The organism is Bradyrhizobium sp. AZCC 1693 (assembly GCF_036924745.1).
Taxonomy (GTDB): domain Bacteria; phylum Pseudomonadota; class Alphaproteobacteria; order Rhizobiales; family Xanthobacteraceae; genus Bradyrhizobium.
Map to the genome: position 1 here is coordinate 6,436,240 of NZ_JAZHSD010000001.1, position 22,673 is coordinate 6,458,912.

Consider the following 22,673-nt stretch of genomic DNA (forward strand, 5'->3'; position numbering starts at 1 on the left):
TGATTGAATGTCGACGGGGAAACTGGAGGGGGAGTCAATGCAGCTTATTGAAGCCGCGCTGGCGTTCGCGATCACGATGCTCGCGCTGTCGCTGGTGGTCTCGTCATTTGTTGAAATCATTCACCGCATTTTCTCGATGCGCGAAGCCGGGCTGAAGCACGTGCTCAGGCAGATGTTCGACCAGGTGTTGGCGAAACACGTTGTCGGCGCATCCCTGGAACAGACCGGGAGCGCGGAGGCTGACAGGAAAGCCGCTGAAGCGGCCATCACTGCCGCGCGTGACGCCTTTGTCGCGCGGATGAGCGCCAACCGCGCGCCGATGGGCGCGGCTCCGAGAGCGACCGCGACACATCAAGCTGAAAATGCCGGTGGCGAGCAGGGCTTGCTTGATCGTTGGAAGAGCTGGGTGACCTATCCCTGGAATCGCCTGGTTCATTTTTGGGAGCACTCGGTTCGTCTTTGGAACGGCCGCGCGCTCGCCGCGATGACGCCTGCCGAGTTCATGGAACGGCTGGGCAGCATGGAAGTGGGGCACGCGATCGCCAAGGCGAACATCGACGCCAAGAAGGCTGCCGAAGACGCCGGCGCCACGGCGGCGGAAGCGGCCCATGTCGTGCTCAAGGATGTCGCGCAAAAGTTCGAGGCGTTCGGCAAGGAAGCCAGCGTCTATTTCGAGGGCCGCGCCCGGTTGCTTTCCGTGGTAGTGGCGATGGCGCTGGCTTTCCTGGCTCATGTCGATGCGATCGATTTGTTCAAGACCTATCTGCGCGATCCGAACGCGCGCGCCAAGGTGATCGAGCAATCCGGGGCGGTGACCGCGCAGCACAAGGCCGCCACGGACGCCGCCGAGGCGGTGAAGAAGATCGTGCCGGATGCGAACGCCGCGCCGCCCGATGTGAAGGCGCAGCTGGAGAAGATCAAGCAGGACTGGACGGAGGCGATCGGTAAGGTCGACGCGACGGTCAAGCAATATGCTGATCTTGGCGTTCCGCTCGGGTGGACCGATGAACGCATCAAGGCGGCGGAGATGTGGCGGTTGCTCTGGACCTGCACCAAGCTGAGTGATGGCGACACGGAGCGATTTGGAACCTGGCGGCAGACCTGCAGGTCGGATGAAGAGGACAGCAAGACCAAGCAGGAGTTGGCCGAGCCGCGGAACAGCGGCAAAGAACTGAATTACACCAAACACCGTAAGGTTTGGTTGCAGGTTCCGACGGTGTTGAGCGCCTGGTTCTACCTCTTTCTGGGCGGCCTCCTGATCGGGCTCGGCGCGCCCTTCTGGTATGACGCCGTCGTCGGCCTGACCAACATCCGCAACGGCGCGCGTGGGACGACGTCTGCCGACGCGCAGATGCGCGCAGCCGTTGTCGCCCCGGGGGCCGGCACGACACAGCCGGTGACGCCGGTGGATGCCTTCAGGGTGTCGCACGCCGCGCAACCGAAGCCGAAGGAAGGGTGATCGGGAATGGCGCGCCCGCCGCGATGGCGGCGGGGGCTGCGCCCTACGCCGTCAGCGGGGCGGTCGAGGGTTTGACGATATCCAGATGAATCCCGCCGCAGCGGGTGCATCGCATGGTCCAGTATTCGGCGCCGGCGCGGCCGGGGATGACGCGCAGCACCGCGAGCGAGGCGCAGCAATCCGGACAGTTCGAGAGCACAGGCGTCGCCTGCAGGGTCTGTTCGGGCAAGGGCAGCGAGAGTCGGCCAGCCAGCGGATAGCCGGCAGTTCCGCTCGCTGCGATTACGGGTTCGCGAACCGCGGCTTGAAACGATCGATATGGGCTTTTGCGTCCGCGATCGCCGCTTCCGGATCCGACCACGCGAAACCGACTTCGAGGGTCGGAAACGCCATTCCATCGATCACCACCGGCTCCTGGTCGGCCCGTTGAATCCTGGCGTGCCATAGCCCTCTCCCTGCCTCGAACGACTGAATTTCAAAGCCGCCATAGATCATGGCGCGTCTCCCGGATTGTCCCATGGCACGACAGAAGCACGGCTGGGGCAGGGGTTTTGTGAACGGGTTCACATGTCCGGTGATTTTTGCGGGTGGCGTTCTCCGGATGCGGCGCTTCCGCTCCCTCTCCCCGTCCTCCACGGGGTCGAGACGAGCGAAGCTCGCTCTTAGAGGGTCGGGGTGAGGGGCTGTCTCCGCGAGTGAGCTCTATCGATAGACCTGTACCCCCTCACCCGCCGCGCGGAGAGCGCGGCGACCTCCCCGCAAGCGGGGGCGAGGTTAGAGGAGCCGCGCCACCTCGGCACGCCGTCCCCCCCGCGCCAGAATATGATCCGCGAGCACCACGGCGTCGTCGCCGACGCCCGACAGGAACGAGGAGTTCATTTTCGACAGCCATTGCAGGCCGAGGAAATACAGGCCCGGCACCGCCGAGATGCCGTTGCGATGGACCGCTTCGCCGCGCGCGTCCAGCACCGGCAGATCGATCCAGCCGAAATCGACGCCGTAGCCGGTGGCCCAGATCACTGCGGAGATGCCTTCCGCGGCGAGGTCGAGATGCGTGAGCGGGGCGGTGACGCAAGGCGGGTCGGCGAACGTCGCGCGGGCGTCGGGGTCTTCGGGCAGCTCCATGCGGCGCCGTTTCACATACGCGTCGACCGTATCGAGGAAGGTGGTGTAGACGAGATCGCCATTGGCCATGCTTTCGGCAAGGCCGGGTGCGATCTCGATCACGCCGGCATGCGCCGCCTCGATGCGCCCCACCAGGATCATGCCGTCGGCGGCGAAGTTGCGGAAATCGATGGTGCGGCCGCCATAGGCGCCCGAAATGACAGGGCCCAGGCGGGCGGGCCCACGCTCCTCCGGCGTGACCTGATCGAGGCGCATCTCGGCGAGCCACCAGATCAGGTCGCGGCCGCGGTAGCGGCGCGGCAGGCGGCGGTGCCGTCCAACCGATAGGTAGACGCGGCGGCCGGCCTGCAGCAGTTCCTCGGCAATCTGCGCGCCCGACGCGCCGGCGCCGGCCACCAGCACCGCGCCCGGCGGAAGCTGCTCGGGATTTTTGTAGTCGGCGGCATGGACCTGAAACACCGAATGACCGCCCAGCAGGTCCGGGACAAGGTTGCGCTGATAGGGGCCGGTGGCGACGACGACATTGTCCGCCGCGATCGTGCCGTGAGTGGTTTCGGCGATGAAACCTGCGCCGTCACGCTGCGACAGCCGCGTCACGCTGGCGCCGCACCGGATCGGCGGCGCGACGAAGGCGGCATAGTCGTCGATGTATCGGATGATGTCGTCCGTGTTGGCAAAGGCATCCGGATCGCCGTGCGGAAACGGAAAGTCCGGCAATCCCACCGACCAGTTGGGAAACTGGAATTTCAGCCCGTCCCAGCGTTCGCTGCGCCAGCGTTCGGCGATCCGGTGGCGCTCGAGCACGAGGTGCGAAAGCCCGCGCTGCTTCAGCCGGTGGCTCATCACGAGGCCGGCCTGGCCGCCGCCGATCACCAGCGTCTCGATCTTTTCATCCGGCATGTCTATGGCCCCTGCGGCGTGTGGCGGGCTCCGCCGCGGCGCGGACAATCCAGCGCCGGAACGCAGCGAAATCGCGCTGCCCGGCGCTGAAGCCGCGATAGACCAGATACCAGCGCATGCCTTTCGGCACGCTTAACGCAAATGGCGCGACCAGCCGGCCGGCGGTGAGGTCGTCGTCGATATAGGGGCGGATGCCCATGGCGATGCCGAGGCCGTCGACGGCGGCCTGCAGCGCCTGGCCGTAAAACTCGAACTCCGGCCCGCGGGCGGTGATTCGGGCCGTGCCGGCGGCCTCGAGCCATGACGGCCAATCGTCGGGGGAATGCGCAACCCGCAGCAGCGCCGGCCCCTTCAGGTCGCCGGGGCGTTTGAGCCCGTTCGCAAGGCGCGGCGCGCACACCGGCAGCAGGTCGGCGGCGAATAACGGTTCGGCGATCAGGCCGGGCCATTCGCCGTCGCCGAGCTTGATGCCGCAGCTCCAGTCCTCGCCGAACGGCACCGCGGCGCCGCCGGTGGTGATGCGGACGTCGATATCCGGCTCTTCTTTACGGAAATCCGCCAGCCGCGGGATCAGCCATTTCATCGCAAAGGTGGGACCGACCCCGATGGTCAGCACGCGCACGCTGGAGGGGGCGGTGACCTGCGCGGTCAGGCTCGCCAGCGCGTCGAAGATCGGGCTCAGCCCGCTCTGATAGGCGCGGCCCGCCGCCGTGGTGACGAGGCGGTTGGCCTTGCGCTCGAACAGCGCTACCCCCAGCCGCTCTTCCAGCAGGTGCACCATCCGGCTGACCGCGGCGGCGGATACGTTGAGCTCGGCGCCGGCGGCGGCAAAACTGCCCGTCCTGGCTGCGGCCTCGAATGCCTTGATACCGTTGAGAAAGAGCAGCCGCCGCACATAACCCTCAGGAAAACTGATGCCAGGGCAAGATAACTCAGTTTGCGCCAATGCCACAAGCGAGGCACAAGAATGCACAAGAATAGAGGTAGGGTTGAATCGGTGCGGCAGGCGCTTCTCAACCTCGCCCCGCTCTTTTGCGGGGAGAGGTCGGCGCGAAGCGCTCCGGGTGAGGGGCTCTCTCCGCGAGTCCGACTGTTACCGAGTTTGCGGATGCAGCCCCTCATCCCGACCTTCTAAGAGCGAGCTTCGCTCGTCTCGACCCCGTGAAGTACGGGGAGAAGGGGAAGAGGTCCGCGCCGGTGCCTTAATCTGAGCCCCGCTGATGCAGGAGACTTTTCGTGACGCCCCTGATGATCGCAGCCCTCGGTGCGTTGATGGTCGCGACAGCGTTCCTGTCGGGCCTGTTCGGCATGGCTGGCGGAATGATCCTGATCGGCGTGCTGTTGATGCTGATGCCGCTGCCATCAGCGATGGTGCTGCATGCGATCACGCAGATGGCCTCGAACGGCTGGCGCGCCTTTCTGTGGCGGGCGCATATCCGCTGGCGGCCCGTGTTCGTCTATCTGATCGGCTGTGCGCTGGCGCTCGGCGTCTGGTCGATCGCCCGTTACGTGCCGGACAAGCCCATTGCCTTGCTGTTGCTCGGGGCGACGCCGTTCATGGCGCGGCTGATGCCGAAGAACCTCAAGCCCAATCCCGACAGCATCGCGCAGGGCTCGTTCTATGGCTTCATCTGCATGGGGCTGATGCTGATGACCGGCGTTTCCGGTCCGCTGATGGACACGTTCTTTCTCGGCGGCAATTTCGGCCGCCGCGAGGTGGTCGCCACCAAGGCCACCTGCCAGGTCGCCAGCCATCTGACAAAACTGATCTATTTCGGCGGCATCGTCGACCAGGCGGCGACGCTCGATCCGGTGCTGGCGGCGGTCGCCATCGCCGCCTCGATGCTCGGCACCACGCTGGCGCGGCGCATCCTGGAAGCGATGAGCGACGCGCAGTTCCGCACCTGGGCCAACCGGTTGATCACGACGGTCGCGGGTTACTATATCCTTTACGGCGGCTGGCTGTTGTTCACGCGCACCAGCGCGATGGCGTTTTGAGTTCGACCGCTTCTGGCGCGGAGGCGCTGATGACCGAGACAACAGACGCACTGGTGCTTGATCTCGTCGAATGGATCGGCCGCGAGCCGCGGCTTTATTCCGACGTGATCGAGACGTGGCGCACCTCATGCCCGCGCCTGACCATCTGGGAGGACGCGGTCGATCGCGGCTATGTCACGCGCCAGCCGGCGGCCGGGCAGGGCGTGCGCGTCGCGATTACCGAGAGCGGCGCCAAATTCCTGCGCGAGCACGGCCGCGGCGCCTGACGCATCAATCACATTCGCGCGCGTGGGGCCGGCGCCAATTGACTTGAGCGTGTGATCCGCTCAAATTCATGCAGTCGCATCTTTCTTGCGAAAACAACAATCTAGCGCACAGCAGGATCGCCCATGATCGACCTTCACTACTGGACCACGCCGAACGGCCACAAGATCACGATGTTCCTCGAAGAGACCGGGCTTCCCTGCAAGATCTTCCCGGTCAACATCGGCAAGGGCGAACAGTTCAAGCCGGAGTTTCTGGCGATCGCGCCCAACAACCGCATTCCCGCGATGGTCGACCATGAGCCAAAGGGCGGGGGAAAGCCGATCTCGATCTTCGAGTCCGGCGCGATGCTGATGTATCTCGCCGAGAAGACCGGAAAGTTTTTGCCGTCGGATCTCTATGGCCGCTATGACGCGATCCAGTGGACGTTCTGGCAGATGGGCAACCTCGGGCCGATGGCCGGCCAGAACCATCACTTCAGAAATTACGCGGTAGAGAAGATCAAATACGCCATCGACCGCTACGTCAACGAGACCAACCGGCTCTACGGCGTGCTCAACAAGCGCCTCTCCGACCGCGAATTCATCGCCGGCGACTATTCGATCGCCGACATGGCGAGCTATCCCTGGATCGTCCCTTACAAGAACCAGGAGCAGAACATCGACGACTTCCCGCATCTGAAGCGCTGGCTGGAAACCATCCGCGCCCGGCCCGCGACGGAGCGCGCCTATGCCAAGGCGAAAGAGGTCAATCCGAATTTCGGCCAGCCCGTCAACCGCACCGAGGAGGAGCGCAGGATCCTGTTCGGGCAGACGGCGGCGGTGGTGCGATAGGGTGAGGCAGAGAGCCGCAAACTCATCTCGTCATACGCGGGGCTTGACCCGCGTATCCATCTTCTCGAATGATGGATTGCCGGGTCAAGCCCGGCAATGACGGCGGATGCGGAGCTACGACATGCCCCTCAAACTCTACGAACTCGTCGGCACCGATGCATCCCGCCCGTTCAGCCCGTTCTGCTGGCGAACGCGGATGGCGCTGGCGCACAAGGGGCTGTCGGCGGAAACGATCCCGTGGTGCTTCACTGAGAAGGGCGCGATCGCGCCGCATGGCTCCGAGAAGGTGCCGGTGCTGCTCGACGGCGATCATGCCGTCGTCGATTCCTGGACGATTGCAAATTATCTCGAAGACAAATATCCGGACCGGCCGTCGCTGTTCGGCGGCGAGGGCGGCCGCGCCATGGCGCGGATGCTGAACTGGTGGGGCGACGGCGTGATCGGCGGCATGTTTCCGCTCATCATCGCCGACATTCCGCTCAACCTGAAGCCGGAGGACGCAGCCTATTTCCGCAGAAGCCGCGAGGCGCGTTTCGGCAAGCCGCTGGAAGAGATCATGGCCGGCCGCGACAAGGCGGTCGAAGGCTTTCGCAAGTCGCTCGATCCGCTGCGGCTGACATTGCGGACGCAGCCCTTCCTCGGCGGCACTGCGGCGAACTATGCGGACTATATCGTGTTCGGCGCGTTCCAGTGGGCGCGGGTGGTCAGTCCGTTCAAGCTGCTGATGGAAGACGATCCGGTCTATGCCTGGCGCGAGCGGCTGTTCGATGCGTTCGATGGCATGGCGCGGAAGTCGCCAAGCTATCACGGCTAACACTGGCGGCCGACGCTCCGTCCACGCGGCGTTATGCGACAAGCCGGCAGGGCACGATCACGGCTGCGGGCCGGACAAGTTCATTTCACGCTCGGCCCGGAAAACATTGCTGTGCAGGTTTGCGATCCATTGCCGTCCGCTAGACGTGACATTGAGATAGCGTATCGCGGTCTGGATCTGCGGAGCGACGTTGTTCCAGTAGAACTGCGGATATTTGTAAACAACGTCTGCCGGCGTCTCGTAGCCGAGCGTTTTGTTCATGCCGACTTCTTCAAATTCGTAGAACAGGGCATTCGCTTTCTTCAGGTAGTTGGGGTCGCCGAGTTGCCCGATGAGGTCGGCCGCGCGCAGCAACAGGCCCTCTTCTTCGATCAACTCGTCGTTTGACGATGAAGCAACATAGGGAAATCGCGTATACTCGATTGCCCTGGCGATCCGGCTCGCATCAACTTCTTCGGTAGCGTCGAGCCGCTCGAAGACGAACAGCTTCGAGCGGTCCACATGGTAGGGCGCCAGCGCGGCATCGGATGAACCGCGTGGCAGGCGAATGGTACGGCCGCCGAGATCTGCGACATAGGAGTCCCCGTCATCCCCCTGGACAATTCCGCGAACGTATCCGATGTCGTGGGTGAGGCACGCCAGGATGAAATTGGTGTAATCGTCCGGCGTCGTCGTCCGCAGCATCGTCCGGCCCATGAGGATGTCGTGGCCGGCAAGGGTCACGAGCATGGTGTGTTCGATGTTGTGATACAGGGCGTCGCTGTTGCCGATGCACTCTAATGTGAGCCTGGCTGCATAGGGGAGATATTCAGCCAGCCGGGCTTGGGAGGAGCCAAACCTGCTCCTGGTATCCGAAGCCAGAAACGACCCCAAGGCGTGCGCCACCAGTTCCGGGATTGTGATCATCTGAACACCGCGTCATTTGTGCGACGTTGGCGCCGGGATGATAGCACATCGCCTTTCTTTCCGGTGGCCAATGTCTGCTCTGCGCCACCGGAAAGCGTAACCCAGCGTCTCTCGTCCGCGGGTGCAACTCAAGGCGCGCCCGTTGATCGGCCGTGTGAGCCGGACGCTGGTTGAGGTGCCTCTATCCGATACCCGACCAGGAGGCCTTGCCCCCCCAGGAATGATGATGTTTGCCGATGCAAATTGGCAGGCAATGATTGCCGCACCGCGCGCCCTATCGCCGAGGCTGTAAATTAGTTCTAGAGGATAACGATGTTAGCTTTGACTTAAAATGAAGGCGTAAGCTTATCCCATTGCTAGCCGTTAGGGGGAGGCGTGTTATGACCGACCTTGAAGCCAAATTGGAGCGATTTGAAACTCTCGCTGCCGAATGCGAATTGATTGGCAAGTTGACGACGGATGGGGCGAAGCGCGAGCTGTACCTGCGTCTCGGCTTGCACTACCGCGAACTGGCGGACGACCTGCGGACGCTGATTGCGACCAAAGACGCCGCTTAGCGTGCGGACTGACTGACGCGCAGCCGCAGCCGTGTTGATGGGATGCAGCGAGCCGACCTCTGGCCGCGCTGTGGCGTCAGGACGTTCGGAAAGCTGGGCCGGTCATCGTCCAAGCTGCCCGAGCACGCCGAACCACAATGCAAGCGGCTCGGCATAGGAGGCCGGGTCCGACGGTTTCCTGCGAACGGCGGTGTGCACCATGACGAGCTTGGAGGCTGGATCGACCAGGATGGTCTGACCCCGGATTCCGAACAGCGCAAACCTCCGCTGCTCGCCAGGGAAAATCCACACTTGGTAACCGTAACCAAAGTAGGGGTTGGCTATTCCCGGAGCGAGATAGCCATCCGCCGGCTTCACTGTCGTGGCGTCCAACACCCACTGCCGTGGAATCAATTGGCGCCCTTCCCATGCGCCGTCATGTGCCAGCAGCCGTCCCAGTCGCGCGTAGTCGCGCAAGGTCGCGTTGAAGCAGCAGAAGGCGATCTCCTGCCCCGTGCCATCGATCGCCCAGGCCGCGTCGGCCTCGGCGCCGATCGCGTCCCAGATCCGGTCGTGAAGATAGTCCGCAACCGGCTCACCGGTGGCAGACCGCAACACCAGGCCCAGGATCTCGGTCTCGACGCTGGCGTAGTGCCATCTGGTTCCCGGCGGAACCGCGCGCGTGTTGAACTGCGCGACGCTGGCGACGGGATCCCTTCCGGGCTCACCGAACAGGTCGCGCCCGAGCCGTGCGACGTCGTCCTGCCCATCATAGATTTCCGAGAAGGCAACGCCTGACGACATGTGCAGGAGGTCCCGGACAGACGTCTTTCCATATTCCGCGTTGGCCAGGCCGGGAACATAGGCCGAGACGGGATCGTCGATCGATTTTATTTTGCCTTCGGAGACGGCAATGCCGATCAGCATCGCCGTGATCGTCTTGGCCATGGACTGCGAGAGGAGGCGGTCGCGATCGGTGCGTGCATATTGATAGTGCTCGTACAGGATGGTGTCGTCTTTCGCGATCAAGAGGCCCGTGGTCGGGTTGTGGCTGAGATAGTCGGCGATCGAGCGCCGTTCCGGCCCGAATGTGTAGGAGATCACAGGCTCCGGCGCCCGCTTGAACAGCCAGGGCGTGGTCGCGCGCCGGACCTGGCGCGAGGGAAACATTTCGCCGAAATGGCTGTAGGTGCCGACGAGATTTTCGAGCTGACTTGCGGTCGCCCGGGTACCAACCGGAAAACCCGCCGCAGCGCCGTAGGCGGCCGCGTCGGGGCCAGTATCCGAAAACACAGGTCCTGGCGCAGCCACAGCGTTGTTCCCCGCGCCGGCCATGCCTTGCGCGTGTGCCGATGACATCAAGCCGGCCATGACAAGATTGAGCGACACCAAGAGAGAACGTAGGCCGAGCGACGTATCCGGGGCTCCGAACGCTACCGGGGACGACATCGAAATCCTGATCACCTGCATTCTCCCGCTATGGTATTGCCATCGGAAAGTTTGGCGGATCGATCGCGTGTTGGCTTGTCGAATTTTGAAATCGCCTGGTCGAATTGTCAGATCGATGGATCAATCCCTGACTCGTCGTTCCCGGCATGCCGTCTGGCGAGTGCCGAGCGCCGAAATTCGGTCGGTGTCAGCCCGGTGTCCGCCTTGAACGCGCGGTTAAATGGCGTAATGGACTGGAATCCGGCATCCAGGGCGATCGTCAGCACCGGCACGTCCATCTGATCGGGATCATCAAGCGCCGCCTTGGCCTCGTCGATGCGATAGCGATTGAGGAACGCATTGAAGTTGCGGTGCCCCAGCCCCTCAATGATCAACGCCCGCATACGATGTTCGGGCAGCCCGAGCTTGACTGCCAGCAGCCCGATCGTCAGTCCTTCCTGCCGGTAGACACGCTCTATCGTCATCACGCGTTCGATCTGCTTCAGCCAGGGCTGGTTTGGCGGGAAGACACCGATGCGCGCCGCCGCCTCTCTTTTTCGCGTGGCTTCCCGAACCGGGCCGGCGGCGCTGGCCAGGGCGGGCTGGCCCATGAATTCCGGGAACGAGGTCCACACGCCGAGCAGCACCACGACGCCAAGGCTGAACGCATAGCTGAAACTCAGGGATCGCAACGGAATTGCAGCAAGGCCCGAAACCGCATTGACCATGACAAACGCCGTCATCGCCAAGAGGAAGGCGATCAGCAGCCGGCGACGCCCCGGCCACCAGATCCGCACGCCAGACCGGCAGGGTCTGCGCAGCAGCCAGAAGGGCGAACATGATCGAGACCAGCGCGAACATGCGGCCGCTGATCAGGCTGATCATCGGCGAGGTCGCCCATCCGCAATAGGCGAAGAGCCCGAGGCCGGCGACAAGCGCCCAGATCGCCATGTGGTGCGGCTGCAAGGCGAAACTGTCGTTGAAGACCGCGAGTGCCCACAGCCACAAGATGACCGGTGAGCCCGTATAAAGGATTACAAGCGGCGCGTTCCAACAGGATCCCAGCGGAAAGAACGGCGCCGTCGAAATGGCATAGGCGGCGGCGCCAGTGCCCAGCGCGACGCGCAACGCCGTGAGCGCGCGGACCGGCCGATCGCGCAGCAGCAGCAGCGCACAAATCACGAGAACCAGCCCAACCGCCGCGCCACGGAAACCGAAATCAAGTGCCGTCCACGCCATAACGACCCGCCCCCTGCCGTTGTCCCGGAGTTCTCGTATCCGTCGTCAGCATAGCGCCTCCGATCTCTCGGATGAAGCGGTGTATGGTGGCACTGACGTCAATGGCCGGAATAGCTCGGCCGCCGGCGCTCGATCCAGGCATTGATGCCTTCGCCGAGATCGCTGGTCGGCACCAGCGCGGCGAACTGCTCGCTCTCGACCTGCAGCCCTTCGGCGATGCCCATGTTCAGCCCGCGGGTGACCGCCGTGATGATGCTGCCGATTGCGAGCGGCGAATGCCGCACGATGCGTTCGGCCAGTTCGCGCGCGGCCGGCAGCAGCCCGTCATGCGGCACCACCCGATTGACCAGCCCGATCTCCAGCGCCCGTTGCGGCGAGAACGGATCGCCCGTCAGTAGCAGCTCCAGCGCGCGCTTGCGCCCGGCGAGGCGCGGCAGCCGCTGCGTTCCGCCGAAGGTCGGCGGCATGCCCAGATTGATCTCCGGCTTGGCGAAGCGCGCGCGCTCGCTGGCGATGGCCAGATGCACGGCCTCGGTGATCTCGCATCCACCGCCGAACGCCAGCCCGTTGATTGCCGCGATGACAGGTTTCCTGAAGGCTTCGAGCCGTGCGGTCATCGCCTGGCCGCGCCGGACGAAGTCACGGATGGCCGTATCGCGACCGTGCCGGACGCTGCCGGAGAATTCGTGGATATCGGCGCCGGCGGAGAACGCGCGGTCACCCGCGCCGGTCAGGATCACCGCGCGCACGCCGTCGTCGGTCTCGATCCCGTCCAGCGCCGCCATCAGGCGGTCGATCAGATCGTAGTTCAGCGCATTGAGCTTGTCAGGACGGTTGAGCGTGACCAGCGCGATCCCGTCAGTGATTTCGAGCAGCACGGCGTCGGACATCTGGGTCTCTCCGGAAGTGTCGGTAACTTGCGGGCACCCTAGAAGGCGGCTCCCGTTGTGTATATTCACTGGTTAGTATACATACGGGCCATGGCACGATCCGGCATCCCGACGCGTGAGCGCATTATTTCGGCGGCGAACGCGTTGTTCTACAATGACGGTATCAGGGGCGTCAGCGTCGATGCGGTGGCGGCGAAGGCCGGCGTCACCAAGCGCACGCTGTATTATCATTTCAAGAGCAAGGACGATCTCGTCGCGGCGTACCTTGCCGCGCGCGATCAGCCCAATCTCGCGCTGTTCCGGCAATGGTTTTCGGAGACCAAGGGCGGCTTGCCTGCGAAGGTCGAAGCGATCTTTCTCAACCTCGCGCGCTCCGCGCGGCATCCGAAATGGAGGGGATGCGGATTCCTGCGCACCTCGGCCGAACTCGCCAACATGCCCGGCCATCCCGCGATCAAGATCGGGGCCGCGCACAAGAAGAAGTTCGAGGAATGGCTGCGTGCAACCTTCGAGGCGGAGGGCACTGCCGGTCCCTTGCGGCTCGCGCGGCAAGTCCTGCTGCTGCTCGATGGATCGTTCGCGGTCGTGCTGCTGCACCGTGATCCCAGCTATATGGAAACGGCGGGTGAGGCGGCGCATGCGTTGATCGAGGCTGCGCTTCCCGTGCGGGGGAAGCGGCGAGCGCGGTAGGTCCCCCGTCATTGCGAGGAGCCAGCGGGTCGCGCGAATGCGCGCCCGATGACAGGCTCCACGACGAAGCAATCCACTCTCACGACAAACGGAAAGATGGATTGCTTCGCTTCGCTCGCAATGACGGCTATGACGAGCGGCGTTCAAACCCCGCCGCGCTCGCGCAGCACCTCGAGCACTGCGCCGAGATCCGGCACGATAGCGGCGCATCGCGCGCGCGACTCGTCGGTCGGCGTCACCATGTCAGGCACCATGATCGTAATGGCGCCGGCGGCGAGGGCGGCGGTCACGCCGTGATTGGAATCCTCCACCGCCACGCAAACTTCCGGCTTCAGGCCGAACCGCTCTGCCGCCAGAAGATAGAGATCGGGACTCGGCTTGCCGCGGGTCACGTCGTCGCGGGTCAGGAGCGTTTCGAAGCGGTGGCGAATACCGGCAAGCCGCAGATGCGTGTCCGCCGTGCGCAGCGATGATGAGGTGACGATCGCCATCGGGCATTCGGCCGCCTGCAGCGCATCCAGCAGTTCGACCGCGCCGCTCTTGAGCGGCAGGCCTGCGCGGAGAATTGCATCGCGGTTGCTGACGAAAGCCCGGCTGATCTCCGCAAGCGGAAAGTTTTCGCCGTAGCGCGCGTGCAGCATGGCCTCGCAGTCCGGCCCCGGCAGGCCGACCATCGCCTGGCACAGCGTCACGGCGTCGTCGGTGTAGCCATGCGCATGCAGCGCCGCGACCAGGCTGTCGAAATAAACCCGCTCGGTGTCGAGCAGCGTGCCGTCCATGTCGAGCAGGACGGCGCTGACATTCCATTTCCCGGTCACGTCACACTCGCACCTGGATGTTGCTCCGCGAGTTTGCGCAGGCAACCCGGACAGAGACAGTCGCTGCCGTCCACTGGCATCGGCACGCGGAACGTCTCGTCGGAACACCAGCATGGCCCCGACAGGCTGCAACTGAATTCGGTTCCGCAAGCAGCGCAGGCGAGGCGGCGCGTGGGCTGATTTTCCAAACGATTTGTCATCAACGAGGCCGCATCCTGACGCGGAATTAATCCCGGGTTCATGCCGAAGCGCGTTATACTCGGGCGCCACTATACGCCCGCGAAACATCCAAGGGAAATCCGATGGCCCGCGATTCGCAATCAGCCCTTGTTGCGCTCAATCGCTTCGGACTGGGCGCGCGGGGCGGAGCCTCCGGCGATTTTCTCAATGCGGCATCCGATCCGCGCGGCTTCGTCAAGGCAGAACTCGCCCGTCCCAACGGCGTGCTGCTCGAAGTGCCCGGATTGCAGTCGACGGCGGCGCTCGGCAAGGCCGTGTTCGACTATCAGTTCGAGATTCAGCAGGCCCGCGATGCCGCCGCCAAGCAGGCGGCGCCTGCGACCGAAGGCCAACCGCCGGCGGATGCGAAGGCGCAGCGCCGAAACTTTTCGCTCAACAGCATCGCCATGGATATGGCGCCGAGAGAACCGCCAAAGGAAGCGCCGGTGAAGCCACCGGAAAATCGCAATACGGCCGTGGCGCCCACTGAAGCGATGCGGCCGAATGCGCCAAAACCGCCGCCGGCACCGCTCAACATCATCCAGAAAACCTTTCGTGCCGAGGCGCTGGCGCGGCTGCAACGGGCCGTCATGGTCGATTGCGGATTTACCGAGCGGCTGGTGGTGTTCTGGTCCAATCATTTCTGCATCTCCGCCAACAAGGGCGGGCCGGCGCGGATGTGGGCCGGCTCGTTCGAGCGCGAGGCGATCCGGCCCTACGTGCTCGGGCGTTTCGGCGACATGCTGAAGTCGGTCGAGCAGCATCCGGCGATGCTGTTCTTTCTCGACAACCAGCAATCGCTGGGCCCGGATTCGCGCGCCGGGAAAAACCGCAACCGCGGACTGAACGAAAATCTCGCGCGCGAAATCCTGGAACTGCATACGCTCGGCGTTGGCGGCGGCTATTCGCAGGACGACGTGACGTCGCTGGCGAACATCATCACGGGTTGGACCTATGCGGGAAGGCTCGGCCAGTTGGGCGCGCCCGGGTCCTTCGTGTTCAATGCCAATGCGCATCAGCCGGGCGCGCAGCGGGTGATGGGAAAAATCTACGACGCGTCAGGCGTGGCGCAGGGCGAGGCGGTGCTGGCGGACATTGCGCGGCATCCGTCCACCGCGAAATTCATTGCTACCAAATTCGCGCGGCACTTCGTGGCCGACGATCCGCCACCGGCCCTGGTGGCGCGGCTCGCCGATGTCTTCACGCGAACCGACGGCGATCTCAAGGCGCTGGCGACGGCGGTGGTGGATTCCGACGAGGCCTGGAACGCGCCGCTCTCCAAGATGCGCTCGCCTTACGAATTCCTGGTCGCGAGCGGCCGGTTGCTGGCGCAGATCCCGAACGATCCCGGCCGCTATCTCGGCGGTCTCAATACGTTGGGCCAGCCGCTGTGGGCGCCCGCCGGGCCGAACGGTTTTCCCGACAGCAACGCGGCCTGGGCGGCGCCGGAAGGCATCAAGCTGCGGCTCGATATATCGGCGCAGATCGCCTCGCGGCTCGCCGACGGCGTCGATCCGCGCGATCTGCTCGAACTGGTTGCCGCGGACGCGGCGTCATCGGAGACGCGGAAAACCATCGAGCGCGCGGAATCGCGGCAGCAGGCGCTGGCGCTGTTGCTGATGTCGCCGGAATTCCAGAGGAGATGACGTCGATGGAAACGACAATGGATTGCTGCGAAGGCTTGAGATCGTCGGTGATTCCGCGGCGTGGCGTGTTGCTCGGCGGCGCGTCCTTTGCGGCATGGGCCTACTTGCCGAAATTCGCGCGTGCCGCCGATGGCCGCGATCCGCGGCTGGTGGTCGTGATCCTGCGCGGCGCGCTGGATGGGCTCGCCACCGTCGCGCCGATTGGCGATCCTGATTATGCCGGCCTGCATGGTTCGATCGCGCTGTCGTCGAGCGGGCCGAACGCGGCGGTGGGGCTCGACGATTTCTTTTCGCTGCATCCGGCGATGCCGGAATTTGCGCGGATGTATCGCGAGAAGAAGGCGGCCGTGGTTCACGCGGTGGCGACGTCCTACCGCGACCGCTCGCATTTCGACGGGCAGGACGTGCTCGAAAGCGGTTTTGCCGGTCCCGGCCGGGTGCAGTCCGGCTGGCTCAACCGCGCGCTGGAAGGCCTGCCGAAAGGCGAGCGGGTGACGAGCGCGCTGGCGGTCGGCCCGACCACGCCGCTGGTGCTGCGCGGCGCGGCGCCCACCGTCGGCTGGGCGCCGGTGGCGCTGCCGCAGGCTGCGGAAGATACTGCGATGCGGCTCGTCGAACTTTATCAACACCGCGATCCCGCGCTGGCGAGCGCGTTGAAGCAGGGCCTCGCGCTCGACAAGGCCGCGCAAGGCGACGACATGAAGCCAAAACCCGGCACCAATGGCGCCGGCGCGATGCGGCTGGTGGCGCGTGGCGCCGCCAAGCTGATGGCCGCCGACGATGGCCCCCGCATCGGCGCGCTCGCGTTCGACGGCTGGGACACCCATGCGAACGAAGGCGGACCTGTGGGGCGGCTGGCGCAACTGCTCGGCGGCCTCGACGGCGCATTGGCGGAATTCGAAACCGGGCTGGGCGCGCGCTGGCGCGACACCGTGATCGTGGTCGCCACCGAATTCGGCCGCACCGCGCGCATCAACGGCACGCAGGGCACCGATCACGGCACCGGCACCATCGCGCTGCTCGCCGGCGGCGCAGTGAAAGGCGGGCGCGTGATCACGGACTGGCCGGGGCTGAAGCCCGCCAATCTCTATCAGGGCCGCGATCTCGCGCCCACCACCGATCTGCGCGCGGTGATGAAGGGCGTGCTGAAGGATCAGTTCGGGCTGGCGGAGAAAGTGCTGGCGGAGAGCGTGTTTCCGGACAGCAGTGCCGTGAAGCCGATGCAGGGATTGGTGGGGTAGGGAGCTAACCCACCCACGGTGTTGTCCCGGCCTTGAGCCGGGACCCATAACCACCGCAGAGAATTGTTGGAGCGCGCTGGAGCTTCAGCGCGGCGTAACCGCAAACATTTGTGGTTATGGGTCCCTGCGTTCGCAGGGACGACACCGAACAAGGACTTACTTCGTAATCTGATCGACCTCCGCCATCTCCTCCGCGCTCAGCGTCCAGCCGATCGCCTTCACGTTCTGCTCGACCTGTTCGACACGCGTCGCGCCGGCGATGACGCTGGCGACTTGCGGGCGCTGGGCGAGCCAGGAGAAGGCGAGTTCGAGCATGGTGTGGCCGCGGGCTTGCGCGAACGCCTGCAGCTTTTCGACGATGTCCTCATTGCGCGCGGTGACGTAGCGGTCCTTCAGCGCCGGCGCCTTGGCGAAGCGGGTGTCGTCGGGGGCGGCGGCGCCGCGCCTGTATTTGCCGGTGAGAAGCCCGCTCGCCAGCGGGAAGAACGGCAGCAGGCCGAGTTTGTATTCCGTTGCCGCGGGCAGCAGATCCTTTTCGATGCCGCGCACCACCAGGCTGTATTCGTCCTGGCAGGAGACGAAGCGGCTGACATTCATCTGCCGCGCCATCAGTTCCGCCTCCGCGATGCGCCAGGCCGGAAAATTCGAATTGCCGATGTAGCGGACCTTGCCCTGGCGGACGAGATCGTCGAGCGCGCGGAGCGTCTCTTCCATCGGCGTCAAGGGATCGTAATCATGCTGCTGGTAGAGATCGATGTAGTCGGTCTTCAGCCGCGTCAGGCTGGCCTCGACCGCGGACATGATGTAGCGGCGCGAGGCGCCCTGCCTGGTGCCGTCGGTTGCCATCGGCTTGGAATATTTCGTCGCCAGCACGATGTCCTTGCGGCGGTCGCCGAGCACGGTGCCGAGCACGGTCTCGGAGCCGCCCATGCCGGCATAGATGTCGGCGGTGTCGAACAGGGTGATGCCGAGGTCGATGGCCTTGTGGATGACCTTGCGCGAAGTTTCCAGATCGGTGCGCTGGCCAAAGTTGTTGCAGCCGAGGCCGACGGCGGAAACGCGCAGGCCGGAGCCGCCGAGGTTGCGAATTTGCATGGATCGATCCTGTGGGAAGCAGGCGGGAGAGAGGGGCCGGCATTGTGGCCCGCGCGGTCTGGCGCCGCAAGCAGCGGGGCTATCGGCCGGCACGCTTGGCAGCCATGCGGCACAAAAAGATGCGGCCCCGGTCAGACGCGGCGACTGACGGGGGCCGCTTGGGGCGCGTGATCTGAGACGGGGGGCCTGATCAGACGCAGCCGCAACCTATCCGGGCTTTGTTACGTCGCGGTGACATCAAGACTTATCCACAGGCCGCCCGATGGGGCCGCCTTCACAAAACCGTGTCAGAACAGCTTGCGGTAAACGATGAAGCCGGAACGCTCCGCCACCTTGTCGTACAGCTGCATCGCGGTGTGGTTGGTCTCGTGCGTCTGCCAATAGACGCGGGAAGATCCCGCGAGCTTCGCCTGTTCGTACACGCCGTTGATCAAGGCGCGGCCGACGCCCTTGCCGCGCGCCGCCGCCCTGGTGAACAGATCCTGCAGATAGCAGTTCGGCTCGATCATGGTCGTAGAGCGGTGAAACAGATAATGCGTCAGCCCGAGCAGTTCGCCGCCGCTCTCGGCGACCAGCGCATGCACCGGCTCATAGGCATCGAAGAAGCGCGCCCACGTCATCGCCGTGATCTCGGGCGCAAGCGCGGTCGGGCCCGAGCGGCCGTAGAAGGCGTTGTAGCCGTCCCACAGTGGAAGCCATTGCGCGTAGTCCTGACGGGTGACGAAGCGGATGGTGAGGTCGCCGGACATGCGGGATTCCGTCTCTAGCGGGGTGGCGCGTCAAGGACGCGCAGGAGGGGTGTCCGTTCTTACTACAGATAGCGCAGGAGAGGATCAATGTCGCAAGCGCGCTTGCGTTGCCGCCGCTATTCCGCGGCACCGAGGTCGTGGGCAAGGCTGCGATAGCTGCCGCGCAACGCGCGATAGTAGTCGGCGCTGCCGGGATCGTCGCTGTGGCGAACGAGGTCGGTGACCGGCGTATAGCTCAGCATGCGCCCGCCATCGGGCAGGGCCGTGCAGGTGAAGCGCAGCACCTGCCCGTCGGCGAGATCGATGTTGATCGGGGTGGAATCGCCGGTCCGTATCATCTCGGTGCGCTTGGCGATGAACGCGCTCAGCTCGTCCTCGGGCAGTTGCCAGGCGCCGGTGTCGCGGCCGTGATACATCAGCGCGATGAAGGGCGGCTTGCTGTCGGCCTGCGCGTCGGACAGCTTGAAGTAATCGCGGAAGGCGCGGTTGATGAATTCGGCGCGGGTATCGGAATCGAGCAGCACGATGCCGATATCGACTTGATCGAGCGCGGCCGACAGCCGTTCGGAAGTGGCATGATGCTTCTTCTCCCACGCGAACGCACCGACCCATTTCTGCCTGAGAAGCCCGGTGATGAGCGCGGTGCCGCCGGCGGTCGCCGCCAGCAGCAGCATGCGCGCCAGGTCCGACATGTCGTAACCGGGCGCGGCGCGGTGGTTGAGGAAGAACAGCGCGGACGACGCCACCGCAATGACGGCGCTGGCCATGCCGGAGACGATGCCGCTGACGGACGAGGCAAGCGCGACGATGCAGACGAACAATGGCGCAGGGTTGGGGACGGGAACGAAATGCCGGTCGACCAGGAAGGCGAGCAGCGCCGTCGCTGTCGTGAGAGCCGGACCGGAGATTGCGCGCCAGTTGAACTGCATGCCATTCTCGCACTTGCCGGGAATAAGACGCAAGCATGCCTGATTGTTGCGATTGTGCACGCCTTTCTGCCGCCAGTCTTAAGAGAACGTTGCGCGGATGCGGCGGACTTTCGCATTTTTGAAATCAAATGATATCGAGTTAAGGAACGGGTACCGCACCCGACGATTGAGCGGCGCGACATTTTGCAAGAGGACATCGATGCCCACTGTTTCCCCGACGTTGTTGCCGGTCCTGATGCTGTTTGCCTCCAACATCTTCATGACCTTTGCCTGGTATGGCCATCTGAAATTCAAGGAGAGCCCGCTGCCGATGGTCGTGCTGGCGAGCTGGGGCATCGCCTTCGTCGAATACTGGCTGGCGGTGCCGGCCAACCGCTGGGGCAGTGCGGTGTATTCCGCGGCGCAGCTCAAGACCATGCAGGAGGTGATCACGCTGGTGGTGTTTGCCTGCTTCTCGGTGCTCTATCTGAAGCAGCCGCTGGGATGGAATCACGCGCTCGGCTTTGCCTGCATCGCCTTTGGCGCGTTTTTGATTTTCCACAAATGGGCGTGAGTTAGTTGCGCCCGGTGATGGCGCGGCAGTGCTCGGCGAGGATCACTTCGCGGCCGGCGCCACCCGCAATACCCGTCCGTTCGAACTATCCGTCAGCAGCCACAGCGCGCCGTCCGGCCCCTGGCGGACGTCCCTGATACGCTCGTGCAGGTTTTGCAAAAGGCGTTCCTCCGAGGTGACAGCGTTGCCGTTCAGCGTCAGCCGCACCAGCATCGCGCCGCGCAGCGCGCCGGTGAACAGGCTGCCGTTCCATTTCGGAAACAGCTTTCCGGTATAGAACGCCATGCCTGATGGCGCGATCGACGGCACCCAGTATTTGAGCGGCTGCTCCATGCCTTCCTTGGCGGTAGTGTCGTGGATCCTGGCGCCGGAGTAATCGATGCCGTAGCCGATCACCGGCCAGCCGTAATTTTTGCCCTTGCCGATCAAATTGACCTCGTCGCCGCCGCGCGGACCGTGCTCGATTTCCCAAAGCTCGCCGGAGGTGGGATGGATCGCGAGCGCCTGCACGTTGCGGTGCCCGTAGCTCCAGATCTCCGGTTTGGCGTCAGTGCGGCCCGCGAACGGATTGCCTGATGGCACCGAACCATCGGGCGCGATCCGGATCAGTTTGCCGAGATGGTTGCCTAGATTCTGCGCTTGGTCCCGGTAAGTGAAATGATCGCCCAGGGCTACGAACAGATTGCTGTCCTCGGCCTGCGCGATGCGGCAGCCGTAATGATTGCCTGATGACAGCGGCCCTTGCTGGCGGAAGATGATCTTGACGTCGTCGAGGCGGCCGTTGCTGTCGTTGAGTTTTGCGCGGGCGACCGTGGTGCGCCCGCCACCGTCGGTTCGTTCGGCAAAGCAGAAATAGATGGTCTTGTTCTGCGCAAATGAGTTGTCGACGACGACATCGAGCAGGCCGCCCTGGCCGGACGCCCAGACCTCGGGAACGCCGTTCAGCGGCGGCGAGATCTGTCCTTCGGCCGAAACGATGCGCATGCGGCCCGGACGCTCGGTCACCAGCATCTTGCCGTCGGGCAGGAACGCCAGCGCCCAGGGATTAGCGAGGCCTCGGGCGATGGTGCGAACCTCGAGTTCGCCCGCCGACGAACCAAATGCTTGCTCCTGGCCACGCGTGCCGGTGGCGATCAGGAACGAGACGGCAAGCAGGATCGCCACCGCCAACGCGGCGGTCACGAGGCCGACAGGTGTTTTCATGCTCGTCCAATCGCGATGCCGATCATCGCGCGTTCGCTAATGATGCAAACAAAAAGCCGCAACCATTACGGAAAGGGCATCGCGACCGTGGCCTTGATCGATAGCACCGTCAGGGTGACCACGAGGCAAAGCGATAGCGTGCCGATCGCGAGAGAAGTGGCGATGGCACCAAGCAATCGGGAAGAAGCGACGGGCGCTCGGCTGCTCTCGAAGCCGACCGCGCCGGATGACCGCATCATTGGCCTAAATCCTTGTAACGCGGGACGAATCACCCGCGACTCACGCGACGTCAGGAAAATCTTGCAATGATCACCGGCAACATTGCGGCGCCCGGACGCTGAAAATGGCGGAATCGCGGCAAAGGTTAATGTTATGCCCGCTATTTTTAACCTTTGGCGGCGTGCTCGCGCGAAAGTGAGGAGGCCGGCGGCTGGCGTGGCAGCGGTTATGCGCCGGCGGCGATGCCGGCCTGGTCGTCGACCTCGGCCTCCGGCCGCCAGTCCATGGTGACGAAGCCGGGGGTCTGCTCGACCCGCCGCAGCCAGGCGCGGATGGCGGGGAAGGTTGCCAGATCGTAGTCGCAGCGGTCGGCGACATGGGTGTAGCCGTACAGCGCGATATCGGCGACCGTCAGTTGCCCTGCGGCGAAATAGGCGCAGCTCTTGAGATGGTTTTCCATCACCTGAAGCGCGGCGTAGCCGCGTTCCATCCAGTCCTCCAGCGCATGCGTCTGCAGGTCGCGGCCGCCCTTGACCAGCGACAGCCAGAAATAGGCGGCGCCGATATTAGGCTCGAGCGCATGCTGCTCGAAGAACATCCATTGCAGCGCTTCGGCGCGTTCGACCCGTGACTCCGGGGCCAGCGAAGTGCCGCCGCAGACATACCAGAGGATGGCGTTGGACTCGGCGAGATAGCGTCCCTCGGCGACTTCCAAGAGCGGAACTTGTCCGCTGGGATTCTTCGCCAGAAAATCGGGCGTGCGGCTTTCACCGCGCAGAATGTCCACCTCGATTGCTTGATAGGGTGCGTTGAGCAGCGCCAGCGCAAGGCGGACCTTGTAGCTGTTGCCGGAGCGCTGCATCGAATAGAGCTTGTACATCGTCCTGGATTTCATCCCGATCGAGAAGGCACGCACGCC

Annotated in this window: 25 protein-coding genes; 10 read left to right on the plus strand and 15 right to left on the minus strand. The window is 64.3% G+C overall.

Annotated elements, in window-relative coordinates:
* Window positions 1-37 precede the first annotated feature (37 nt).
* Window positions 38-1,459, plus strand: a complete 1,422-nt coding sequence (locus V1293_RS30595) for a hypothetical protein (RefSeq protein ID WP_334514792.1) — start codon at window positions 38-40, stop codon at window positions 1,457-1,459.
* Between the two features lie 43 nt (window positions 1,460-1,502).
* Here the strand turns inward: V1293_RS30595 and V1293_RS30600 are convergent, their stop codons facing one another.
* From V1293_RS30600 to V1293_RS30615, 4 genes are all read right to left on the minus strand, one after another.
* On the minus strand, window positions 1,503-1,688 hold the full coding sequence (locus V1293_RS30600) for a hypothetical protein (RefSeq protein WP_334514794.1): 186 nt from the start codon (window positions 1,686-1,688) through the stop codon (window positions 1,503-1,505).
* A gap of 53 nt (window positions 1,689-1,741) precedes the next feature.
* Window positions 1,742-1,954 (minus strand): hypothetical protein, encoded by a 213-nt coding sequence (locus V1293_RS30605; RefSeq protein WP_108522009.1) that lies wholly within the window; start codon window positions 1,952-1,954, stop codon window positions 1,742-1,744.
* 279 nt (window positions 1,955-2,233) lie between these two features.
* A complete protein-coding gene (locus V1293_RS30610) occupies window positions 2,234-3,484 on the minus strand; it encodes an NAD(P)-binding domain-containing protein (protein WP_334514795.1) in 1,251 nt (416 codons plus the stop codon).
* On the minus strand, window positions 3,474-4,379 hold the full coding sequence (locus tag V1293_RS30615) for a LysR substrate-binding domain-containing protein (RefSeq protein WP_334514797.1): 906 nt from the start codon (window positions 4,377-4,379) through the stop codon (window positions 3,474-3,476). The genes V1293_RS30610 and V1293_RS30615 overlap by 11 nt, the downstream gene beginning before the upstream one ends.
* Before the next feature lie 341 nt (window positions 4,380-4,720).
* Here V1293_RS30615 and V1293_RS30620 point away from each other — a divergent pair, with 341 nt between their 5' ends.
* From V1293_RS30620 to V1293_RS30635, 4 genes are all read left to right on the plus strand, one after another.
* Window positions 4,721-5,482 carry a sulfite exporter TauE/SafE family protein gene (locus tag V1293_RS30620; RefSeq protein WP_334514799.1) on the plus strand — a complete coding sequence of 254 codons (762 nt, stop codon included), beginning with the start codon at window positions 4,721-4,723 and terminating at the stop codon, window positions 5,480-5,482.
* A 29-nt stretch (window positions 5,483-5,511) separates the two neighbouring features.
* Window positions 5,512-5,748, plus strand: a complete 237-nt coding sequence (locus V1293_RS30625) for a hypothetical protein (RefSeq protein WP_334514801.1) — start codon at window positions 5,512-5,514, stop codon at window positions 5,746-5,748.
* A 123-nt stretch (window positions 5,749-5,871) separates the two neighbouring features.
* Window positions 5,872-6,579 (plus strand): glutathione binding-like protein, encoded by a 708-nt coding sequence (locus V1293_RS30630; protein ID WP_334514803.1) that lies wholly within the window; start codon window positions 5,872-5,874, stop codon window positions 6,577-6,579.
* Window positions 6,580-6,700: 121 nt separating this feature from the next.
* Window positions 6,701-7,393, plus strand: coding sequence for a glutathione S-transferase family protein (locus V1293_RS30635; RefSeq protein ID WP_334514805.1), 693 nt, complete (start codon window positions 6,701-6,703; stop codon window positions 7,391-7,393).
* A 57-nt stretch (window positions 7,394-7,450) separates the two neighbouring features.
* On the opposite strand, the gene V1293_RS30640 is transcribed toward V1293_RS30635, so the two are convergent.
* Window positions 7,451-8,299 carry a metal-dependent phosphohydrolase gene (locus tag V1293_RS30640; protein WP_334514807.1) on the minus strand — a complete coding sequence of 283 codons (849 nt, stop codon included), beginning with the start codon at window positions 8,297-8,299 and terminating at the stop codon, window positions 7,451-7,453.
* 380 nt (window positions 8,300-8,679) lie between these two features.
* Here V1293_RS30640 and V1293_RS30645 point away from each other — a divergent pair, with 380 nt between their 5' ends.
* Entirely contained in the window at window positions 8,680-8,856 is a 177-nt protein-coding gene (locus tag V1293_RS30645; RefSeq protein ID WP_334514809.1) for a hypothetical protein, read from the plus strand.
* A 102-nt stretch (window positions 8,857-8,958) separates the two neighbouring features.
* Here the strand turns inward: V1293_RS30645 and V1293_RS30650 are convergent, their stop codons facing one another.
* From V1293_RS30650 to V1293_RS30660, 3 genes are all read right to left on the minus strand, one after another.
* Complete coding sequence (locus tag V1293_RS30650; RefSeq protein WP_334514811.1) at window positions 8,959-10,299, minus strand: serine hydrolase domain-containing protein; 1,341 nt, start codon at window positions 10,297-10,299, stop codon at window positions 8,959-8,961.
* 92 nt (window positions 10,300-10,391) lie between these two features.
* Entirely contained in the window at window positions 10,392-11,060 is a 669-nt protein-coding gene (locus tag V1293_RS30655; RefSeq protein ID WP_334514814.1) for an AraC family transcriptional regulator, read from the minus strand.
* A 540-nt stretch (window positions 11,061-11,600) separates the two neighbouring features.
* Window positions 11,601-12,392, minus strand: a complete 792-nt coding sequence (locus tag V1293_RS30660; RefSeq protein WP_334514816.1) for a crotonase/enoyl-CoA hydratase family protein — start codon at window positions 12,390-12,392, stop codon at window positions 11,601-11,603.
* A gap of 90 nt (window positions 12,393-12,482) precedes the next feature.
* Between V1293_RS30660 and V1293_RS30665 the strand changes: the two genes are divergently transcribed.
* Entirely contained in the window at window positions 12,483-13,082 is a 600-nt protein-coding gene (locus tag V1293_RS30665; RefSeq protein ID WP_334514817.1) for a TetR/AcrR family transcriptional regulator, read from the plus strand.
* Window positions 13,083-13,225: 143 nt separating this feature from the next.
* Here the strand turns inward: V1293_RS30665 and V1293_RS30670 are convergent, their stop codons facing one another.
* Window positions 13,226-13,900 carry an HAD family hydrolase gene (locus tag V1293_RS30670; RefSeq protein WP_334514819.1) on the minus strand — a complete coding sequence of 225 codons (675 nt, stop codon included), beginning with the start codon at window positions 13,898-13,900 and terminating at the stop codon, window positions 13,226-13,228.
* Window positions 13,901-14,202: 302 nt separating this feature from the next.
* On the opposite strand from V1293_RS30670, the gene V1293_RS30680 reads away from it, so the two are divergent.
* Both V1293_RS30680 and V1293_RS30685 read left to right on the plus strand, forming a co-directional pair.
* Window positions 14,203-15,765 carry a DUF1800 domain-containing protein gene (locus tag V1293_RS30680; protein ID WP_334514821.1) on the plus strand — a complete coding sequence of 521 codons (1,563 nt, stop codon included), beginning with the start codon at window positions 14,203-14,205 and terminating at the stop codon, window positions 15,763-15,765.
* Between the two features lie 5 nt (window positions 15,766-15,770).
* Complete coding sequence (locus V1293_RS30685) at window positions 15,771-17,006, plus strand: DUF1501 domain-containing protein (RefSeq protein WP_442894305.1); 1,236 nt, start codon at window positions 15,771-15,773, stop codon at window positions 17,004-17,006.
* A 156-nt stretch (window positions 17,007-17,162) separates the two neighbouring features.
* Here the strand turns inward: V1293_RS30685 and V1293_RS30690 are convergent, their stop codons facing one another.
* From V1293_RS30690 to V1293_RS30700, 3 genes are all read right to left on the minus strand, one after another.
* On the minus strand, window positions 17,163-18,101 hold the full coding sequence (locus V1293_RS30690; protein ID WP_334514825.1) for an aldo/keto reductase: 939 nt from the start codon (window positions 18,099-18,101) through the stop codon (window positions 17,163-17,165).
* Between the two features lie 287 nt (window positions 18,102-18,388).
* Window positions 18,389-18,850, minus strand: coding sequence for a GNAT family N-acetyltransferase (locus V1293_RS30695; RefSeq protein WP_334514827.1), 462 nt, complete (start codon window positions 18,848-18,850; stop codon window positions 18,389-18,391).
* A 116-nt stretch (window positions 18,851-18,966) separates the two neighbouring features.
* Entirely contained in the window at window positions 18,967-19,779 is an 813-nt protein-coding gene (locus V1293_RS30700; RefSeq protein ID WP_334514829.1) for a PAS-domain containing protein, read from the minus strand.
* 199 nt (window positions 19,780-19,978) lie between these two features.
* On the opposite strand from V1293_RS30700, the gene V1293_RS30705 reads away from it, so the two are divergent.
* Window positions 19,979-20,332: a DMT family protein gene (locus V1293_RS30705; protein ID WP_334514831.1), complete on the plus strand. Its 354-nt coding sequence runs from the start codon at window positions 19,979-19,981 to the stop codon at window positions 20,330-20,332.
* Window positions 20,333-20,374: 42 nt separating this feature from the next.
* Here the strand turns inward: V1293_RS30705 and V1293_RS30710 are convergent, their stop codons facing one another.
* From V1293_RS30710 to V1293_RS30720, 3 genes are all read right to left on the minus strand, one after another.
* A complete protein-coding gene (locus tag V1293_RS30710) occupies window positions 20,375-21,535 on the minus strand; it encodes a PQQ-dependent sugar dehydrogenase (protein WP_334514833.1) in 1,161 nt (386 codons plus the stop codon).
* Window positions 21,536-21,600: 65 nt separating this feature from the next.
* Window positions 21,601-21,774 carry a hypothetical protein gene (locus tag V1293_RS30715; RefSeq protein ID WP_334514834.1) on the minus strand — a complete coding sequence of 58 codons (174 nt, stop codon included), beginning with the start codon at window positions 21,772-21,774 and terminating at the stop codon, window positions 21,601-21,603.
* A gap of 206 nt (window positions 21,775-21,980) precedes the next feature.
* The gene (locus V1293_RS30720) at window positions 21,981-22,634 is read right to left on the minus strand and encodes a glutathione S-transferase family protein (RefSeq protein ID WP_334516988.1); all 654 of its coding nucleotides are present in this window, start codon (window positions 22,632-22,634) and stop codon (window positions 21,981-21,983) included.
* Window positions 22,635-22,673 lie beyond the last annotated feature (39 nt).